This is a genomic window from Mesorhizobium waitakense (assembly GCF_056431085.1).
Map to the genome: position 1 here is coordinate 262,253 of NZ_JBWKME010000192.1, position 6,852 is coordinate 269,104.

Here is a 6,852-nt window from a genome sequence, read left to right on the forward strand (position 1 = left end):
TTACGACATGAAGAAACTGTTCGTCTTGGGCGCTTTGGCAGCGATGCTCGCCTCGGGCACGGCACTTGCCGACACCAGTGGCAAGAAGATCGCCTTCTCCAACAACTATGCCGGCAATTCGTGGCGGCAGGCGATGCTCGACAGCTATGGCATCGTCACCAAGAAAGCGGTCGCGGACAAGGTCGTCGGCGCGGCCGATATCTTCACCACCGCCGACAAGGAAGTGCCCACGCAGGCGGCGCAGGTGCAGAACCTGATCCTGCAGGGCTATGACGCGATCGTCATCAACGCCGCTTCGCCGGACGCACTCAACGGCGCCATCAAGCAGGCTTGCGATGCCGGCATCACCGTCGTCTCCTTCGACGGCACCGTCACCGAACCTTGCGCCTATCGCGTCGTCGTCGACTTCAAGGACATGGGCAAGCAGGAAGTCGAGCAGATGGCCAAGTTCCAGCCCAAGGGCGGCAATCTGCTGGAAATCCGTGGCCTTGCCGGCACCTCGATCGACGATGCCATCCATGCCGGCATCCTTGAATGTGTCGCTGCCCATCCCGAGTTCAAGATTGTCGGCTCGGTGACCGGCGATTGGGACCAGACCACCGCGCAGAAGGCGGTCGCGACCATCCTGCCGTCGCTGCCCGATGTCGTCGGCATCGTGGACCAGGGCGGTGACGGCTATGGCGCGGCGCAGGCCTTTGCCGCCGCCGGCAAGCCACGCCCGACCATCATCATGGGCAACCGCCAGGACGAATTGCAGTGGTGGAAGGAACAGAAGGACAAGGACGGCTACAAGACCTGGTCGGCGTCGATCGCGCCGGGCGTGTCGTCGCTCGCATTCTGGGTGGCGCAACAGGTGCTCGACGGCCGCACCGACATCCCGCACGATCTGCTGGTGCCGTATCTGGCCTTCACCCAGGACGATTTCGAAGCCGAGTTGCCGAAGATCGTCAAGGGTGGCGTCGCCAGCCACGAATACACGCAAGAGGACGCGATCGCGGCCATCAAAGCCAACATCAAGTGAGTGTCGGAGAAGCGTTGCCGTCCGTATCGTCGAGCGGATATCGTTGAGCATGGTTGCAGGGAACGCTGACATCATCAGACTGAACGGCGCCGAAAAACATTTCGGCGCCGTTCGCGCGCTGGGCGGCGTGGATTTCCACGTTGGTCCCGGCGAATGCGTCGGGCTTGTCGGCCACAATGGCGCCGGTAAGTCGACGCTGATGCACATGGTTGCGGGCACGCTGGTGCCCGACAGCGGCCAGATCGGCGTGCATGGCGGTATCGAGGACAATTACTCGGTGTCGCGGGCACAGCAACTAGGCATACGCTGCGTCTTCCAGGAACTGTCGTTGTGTCCCAATCTCAGCGTCGCCGAAAACACGCGCATCAACCATGCCTCGCTCCGCGGCTTCGGCTGGCGGCGCAAGGCGGCCGAACTGATCGCCGCCAAGCTCGACGAGATCTTTCCGGGTCACAGCGTCTCGGCGTCTGACATCGTCGGCGACCTGTCGATCGGGCGGCGCCAGATGGTGGAGGTGGCGCGCGCCTTCACGGTCACCCAGGATAGGCTCGACCTCGTCATCCTGGACGAGCCGACATCGTCGCTCGACGCGCACACGGCCGGACAGTTGTTGGCCTTCGTGCGCCGCTTCGTCGCCGGCGGCAAAAGCTGCATCCTGATCTCGCATGTGCTGGGCGAGGTGTTGCGAAATGCCGACCGCATCGTGGTGATGCGCGACGGCAAGGTGGTTGTCGCCGACGCTGCTGGTGCCTTCGACCGCGACCGGCTGGTGACCGCGATGGGTGGGGCGGAAGCGCGCCAGAAGATCGCGGCGCAAGTCGCCGAAGCCAAACCGGCGGCCAGCGCGCTGCGGGTGCGGGCGCGACCCGCCGTGCAGAAGGACGGCACCGACCTTGTCGCGCGCGCCGGCGAGATCATCGGCCTTGCCGGTCTGGCTGGCCACGGCCAGACCGACCTGTTGCTGGCGATCTTCGCTGCGGCATCGCGCACCAAGGCCGGCATCGAGGTCACCGCGCCGGTGGCGCTGGTGGCCGGCGACCGCCAGTCCGACGGCATCTTCCCGCAATGGTCGATTGCGCAGAATATCGGCATCCGCTCGCTGGTGCGCTTGCGCCATGGGCTGTTGATCTCGCCGCGGCGCGAGGCCGAGCTTGCTGCATTCTGGCAAAAGAAGATCGGCATCCGCACACCGGACATGAACAACAACATCTTTTCTCTGTCGGGCGGCAACCAGCAGAAGGCGCTGTTTGCCCGGGCGCTTGGCTCGGACGCTGGGATCGTGCTGATGGACGATCCGATGCGCGGCGTCGACATCGGCACCAAGCTCGAGGTCTACGACCTCGTGCGCGAAGAGGCCCGCCGCGGCCGCACCTTCCTCTGGTACACCACGGAGACCGAAGAGCTCGACAATTGCGACCACATCTATGTCTTCAAAAACGGCCGCATCGTCGCCAATTTGCGCCGCGACGAATTGACCGAAGAGAAGATCATCCAGTCCTCGTTCGGCGATGCGCTCTGAGATGACGGCCGCCAGCCTCGACACCGCTGCCAGGAGTTCCGCCGAGCGTGGCGCGCTGGCCCGTGCCCGCCTGCTGCGCGGGCTGCTGCCGGCGCTGTCACTGGCGCTGGTGCTGCTCGCCATCGCCTGGCTCAATCCGCGCGCCATCAGCTATTTCGGCTTCAGCCTGATGCTGAACCTGGCGATCCCGATCGCCCTGGCGACCATCGCGCAGATGTTTGTCATCGCCGGCAATGAACTCGACCTGTCGATCGGCACCTTCGTCGGTTTCGTTGGCTGCGTTACCGCGACCTGGCTGAAGGACGCGCCGCTGATCGGTGTCGCCATCCTGCTCGGGTCGATCGGCGTCTATGCTTTGCTCGGCGCGCTGATCCATCTGCGCAACCTGCCTTCGATCGTGGTGACGCTCGGCATGAGCTTCGTCTGGCAAGGGCTGGCCATCCTCGTCCTGCCCAAACCCGGCGGCAAGGCGCCGGACTGGCTGCTGGCGTTCATGGCATTCAAGCCGCCTTTCGTGCCGTTCCCGATCATCGCCGCGCTGCTGATCGGCCTCATCGTCCATTTCGGGCTGATGCGCACCTCTTACGGCGTGATCCTGCGCGGTTCCGGCGGCAATCCGGCAGCGCTCGGGCGCGCCGGCTGGTCGCTGCTCAAGACCAAGATCGCGCTGTTCGCGCTGGCCGGTCTGTTCGGCGTGCTGTCCGGCATGGCGCTGATCGGCATCACCACTTCGGCCGATGCCAATATCGGCAATGGCTACACGCTGCTGGCGATCGCCGGCGTCATCCTCGGCGGCGGCGAATTCGTCGGTGGCCGGGTGTCGCCGATCGGCGCGGTGATCGGCGCGCTGACGCTGGCGCTGGCCGCCTCGCCGCTGCTCACCTTCATGCACATTCCACCGGACTGGCAGGTGGCCGCCAACGGCGCCATCCTGATCATCGTGCTGGCGGCCCGCGTCTTGATCAGCCGTAGGGAGAGGTAGCCATGGCCGCGTTGAAACCACTGCTTGCCAAACCCTGGATCTGGTCGTTTCTCGGCGCCTTGCTGGTGTGGCTGGCGACAATCGTCTTCACCGGCGGCCATGGCGCCGGCGGCATGGTCACCGCAGCACTGTCGCTGGCGGTGTTCACCGTCATTGTCGGTGTCGGCCAGATGTTCGTCATCACGCTTGGGCCCGGCAATGTCGATCTGTCGCTGCCGGCCAATATCGGCCTTGCCAGCGCCGTCGCCATGAAGGTGATGGACGGCAACGATGCCATGATCGTGGTCGGGCTTTTGGCGGCGCTCGCCACGGGTGCCGCGATCGGCGCCGCCAACTATTTGCTGATCTGGGCGCTGCGCATCCCGCCGATCATCGCCACGCTGTCGGCCAGCTTCATCATCCAGTCGATCGACATCAGCTACGGACGCGGGCTGCAGATCAAGCCGCCGCCCGGCTTCGCCGATTTCGCCAACTGGCAGGTGCTGGGCATTCCGGTGCTGGCGATCCTCACCGTGCTGTTCACCATAGGTGCCGCCATCGCGCTGCAGCGGATGATCTATGGCCGCTCGGTGCTGGCGATCGGCCAGAACATCCGCGCCGCATGGCTGGCCGGCGTCAATGTCGGCCGCATACGCTTCCTCACCTACACGCTGTCGGGCGCGCTCGGCGGCATCGACGGTGCGCTGCTCGCCGGCTATTTCCGGGGCGCCAATGTCGACATCGGCAATGAGTACCTGCTGGCCTCGATCGCCGTCGTCGTCATCGGCGGCACATCGGTGGCGGGCGGTAAGGCCAATGTGCCCGGCGTCTGGGGCGCAGCGCTGTTCCTGGTGCTGCTTTTGACCATGCTCAACACCTTCGGCGTCAGCGCCGGCGTGCGGCTGCTGCTGACGGGGCTGATCATTGTTGGGGTCATCACGGCCGCGGGCGGGCAGAAGGCGCTGCGGTAACCCACGCCTTCGTCAGCACGCCTGCCGGCCAGCGCGAGGCACTTCAAGGCTGCTAGAGCGGTTCATCGTTTCGCGGAAACGCAGAACCGCTCTATCTCTTTGTTTTGACACAATTCCGAACGGAAAACCGTTTAACACTTTTCCTGGAATTGCTCTAATCATTGTGCCAGGCCGGCATCGGGTTCCCATCGGCGTCATGGCGCTGTAAATCCCGTCCGCGCGGCTGCAAGCCGCTCACCATCGCTGGGAGGTTTCGCGTGTCCGAGTTCCTGAAGGTCAGCCGGGACGGCGATGTCGCCATCGTCACCATCGACAATCCGCCGGTCAACGCGCTGAGCTTCCATGTCCGCGAGCCGCTGATGCAGGCGCTGGTTGAGCTGCGGGATGATGCGTCGGTCGCGGCGATCGTCATCGATTGCGCCGGGCGGACTTTCGTTGCTGGTGCTGACATTGCCGAATTCGGCAAGCCGGTGCAGCAGCCGGAACTGCGCGCCATCGTGGCCCTGCTTGAAACCATCGCCAAGCCGACGGTCGCCGCCATCCATGGCACCGCGCTCGGCGGCGGCCTGGAACTGGCGCTCGGCTGCCATTTCCGCGTCGCCGATGCCGGGGCCAGGCTCGGCCTGCCCGAAGTGAAGCTCGGCCTCTTGCCGGGCGGCGGCGGTACGGTGCGGCTGCCGCGGCTTGTAGGAACGCTGAAGGCGCTCAGGATGATCGTTTCAGGCACGCCGATCGGTGCTGACGAGGCGCATGCCGCCGGTCTGGTCGACGCTGTGTTCGACGGTGAGCTGATCGTGCATGCCGTGAATTTTGCCAGGGAAATAGCCCGCAAGGGCGGCCCGTTCACCCCGGTGCGCGATCGCGATGAACTGCTTAAGGAAGTCGATCTGGCTGCCTTCGACAGCGAGGCTGCCGACCTTACCAAAAAGGCGCGCGGGCTCGAAGCGCCGATTGCCTGCGCGCAGGCGGTGCGCAATGCCATCACGCTGCGCTTCGACGAGGCGCTGGCTGCGGAGCGCGCGCTGTTCGTCGAGCTCGTCGCCAGCGACCAGTCGCGCGCGCAGCGCCACCTGTTCTTCGCCGAACGTGAGGCGGCAAAGATTCCCGGCAAAGATCTCATCAAGCGCAGGATCGCGCGTATCGGCGTCATCGGCGCCGGCACCATGGGCGGCGGCATCGCCATGGCTTTCGCCAACGGCGGCTATTCCGTCACCTTGCTTGAGACCAGCCAGGAGGCGCTGCAACGCGGACTGGGCACCATCGACAAGAACTATGCCGTCTCCGTCACGCGGGGATCATTGACCGAGGATGCCAGGCGGCAGCGGCTCGCCCAGTTCACGGGCTCCACCGACCATGCCGATCTCGCCGATTGCGACCTGATCGTCGAGGCAGCGTTCGAGGACATGGCGGTCAAGAAGGAAATCTTCAGCAAACTCAATGCTATCGCCAAGCCCGGCGCCATCCTCGCCACCAACACCTCCTATCTCGACATCGACGAAATCGCCGCCTCGACCTCGCGCCCGCAGGATGTGCTCGGCCTGCATTTCTTCTCGCCGGCCAATGTCATGAAGCTGCTGGAGATCGTGCGGGCCGAGAAGACCGCACCCGAAGCGTTGGCGACCGTCGTCGATCTGGCGCGGCGGATCGGCAAGGTGGCTGTCGTCGTCGGCGTCTGCCATGGTTTTGTCGGCAACCGCATGCTGGCCGCGCGTGGCTCGGAATCCGAGGCGCTTCTGCTCGAAGGTGCTACGCCGCGGCAGATCGACCAGGCGTTCACGGATTTCGGCTGGCCGATGGGACCGTTCCAGATGGGCGATCTCGCCGGCCTCGACATTGGCTGGCGCAACCGCAAGGCGCGCGGCCAGACGGCCGTGATCGCCGATACGCTATGCGAACAGGGTCGTTTCGGCCAGAAGACCGGCCGAGGTTTCTATCTCTACGAGGCTGGCGCACGCATGCCGGTTCCGGACCCGCAAGTCGAGGCGCTGATCCGCGACAAGGCTGCCGAGAAGGGCATCACAGCACGGGCGATCGGCGCGGAAGAAATCATCGAACGCACGCTCTATCCGCTGGTCAACGAGGGCGCCAGGATTCTGGAGGAAGGGATCGCGGCCCGCGCATCCGACATCGACGTCGTGTGGGTCAACGGCTACGGCTTTCCCGTCGGCAAGGGCGGCCCGATGTTCTGGGCTGGCCTCGAAGGGCCGGCCAAGCTCATCGAGCGGCTCGACCATTGGCATCAGCGGACCGGCAAGGATGTGTTCAAGGTGGCGCCATTGCTCAGGCGGATGGCCGAGACCGGCTCCTGGCAAACCGGGGCCTAGTTGTGAGCTTTCAGGAGGTTGTCCATTCGGACCGGACCGGGGAGACTGGAGTTACC

The 6,852-nt window shown here is 65.0% G+C and carries 5 protein-coding genes; all 5 read left to right on the top strand.

The genetic code is table 11. The features are described from left to right. Positions 1 to 7 precede the first annotated feature (7 nt). Positions 8 to 1,021, top strand: a complete 1,014-nt coding sequence (locus AC07FD_RS35815; protein WP_478353659.1) for a substrate-binding domain-containing protein — start codon at positions 8 to 10, stop codon at positions 1,019 to 1,021. 49 nt (positions 1,022 to 1,070) lie between these two features. Next, positions 1,071 to 2,540 (top strand): sugar ABC transporter ATP-binding protein, encoded by a 1,470-nt coding sequence (locus tag AC07FD_RS35820; RefSeq protein ID WP_478353660.1) that lies wholly within the window; start codon positions 1,071 to 1,073, stop codon positions 2,538 to 2,540. A 1-nt stretch (position 2,541) separates the two neighbouring features. After that, positions 2,542 to 3,522, top strand: a complete 981-nt coding sequence (locus AC07FD_RS35825; protein ID WP_478353661.1) for an ABC transporter permease — start codon at positions 2,542 to 2,544, stop codon at positions 3,520 to 3,522. 2 nt (positions 3,523 to 3,524) lie between these two features. After that, a complete protein-coding gene (locus AC07FD_RS35830; protein WP_478353662.1) occupies positions 3,525 to 4,472 on the top strand; it encodes an ABC transporter permease in 948 nt (315 codons plus the stop codon). A gap of 257 nt (positions 4,473 to 4,729) precedes the next feature. Further along, positions 4,730 to 6,796: a 3-hydroxyacyl-CoA dehydrogenase NAD-binding domain-containing protein gene (locus AC07FD_RS35835; protein WP_478353663.1), complete on the top strand. Its 2,067-nt coding sequence runs from the start codon at positions 4,730 to 4,732 to the stop codon at positions 6,794 to 6,796. Positions 6,797 to 6,852: the final 56 nt, after the last annotated feature.

What these genes read in the sequence shown, in the direction of transcription:
- AC07FD_RS35830 (WP_478353662.1), top strand. Translation starts at nt 3,525, where the DNA reads ATGGCCGCGTTGAAACCACTGCTTGCCAAACCCTGGATCTGGTCGTTT.
- AC07FD_RS35820 (WP_478353660.1), top strand. Translation starts at nt 1,071, where the DNA reads ATGGTTGCAGGGAACGCTGACATCATCAGACTGAACGGCGCCGAAAAA.
- AC07FD_RS35815 (WP_478353659.1), top strand. Translation starts at nt 8, where the DNA reads ATGAAGAAACTGTTCGTCTTGGGCGCTTTGGCAGCGATGCTCGCCTCG.
- AC07FD_RS35825 (WP_478353661.1), top strand. Translation starts at nt 2,542, where the DNA reads ATGACGGCCGCCAGCCTCGACACCGCTGCCAGGAGTTCCGCCGAGCGT.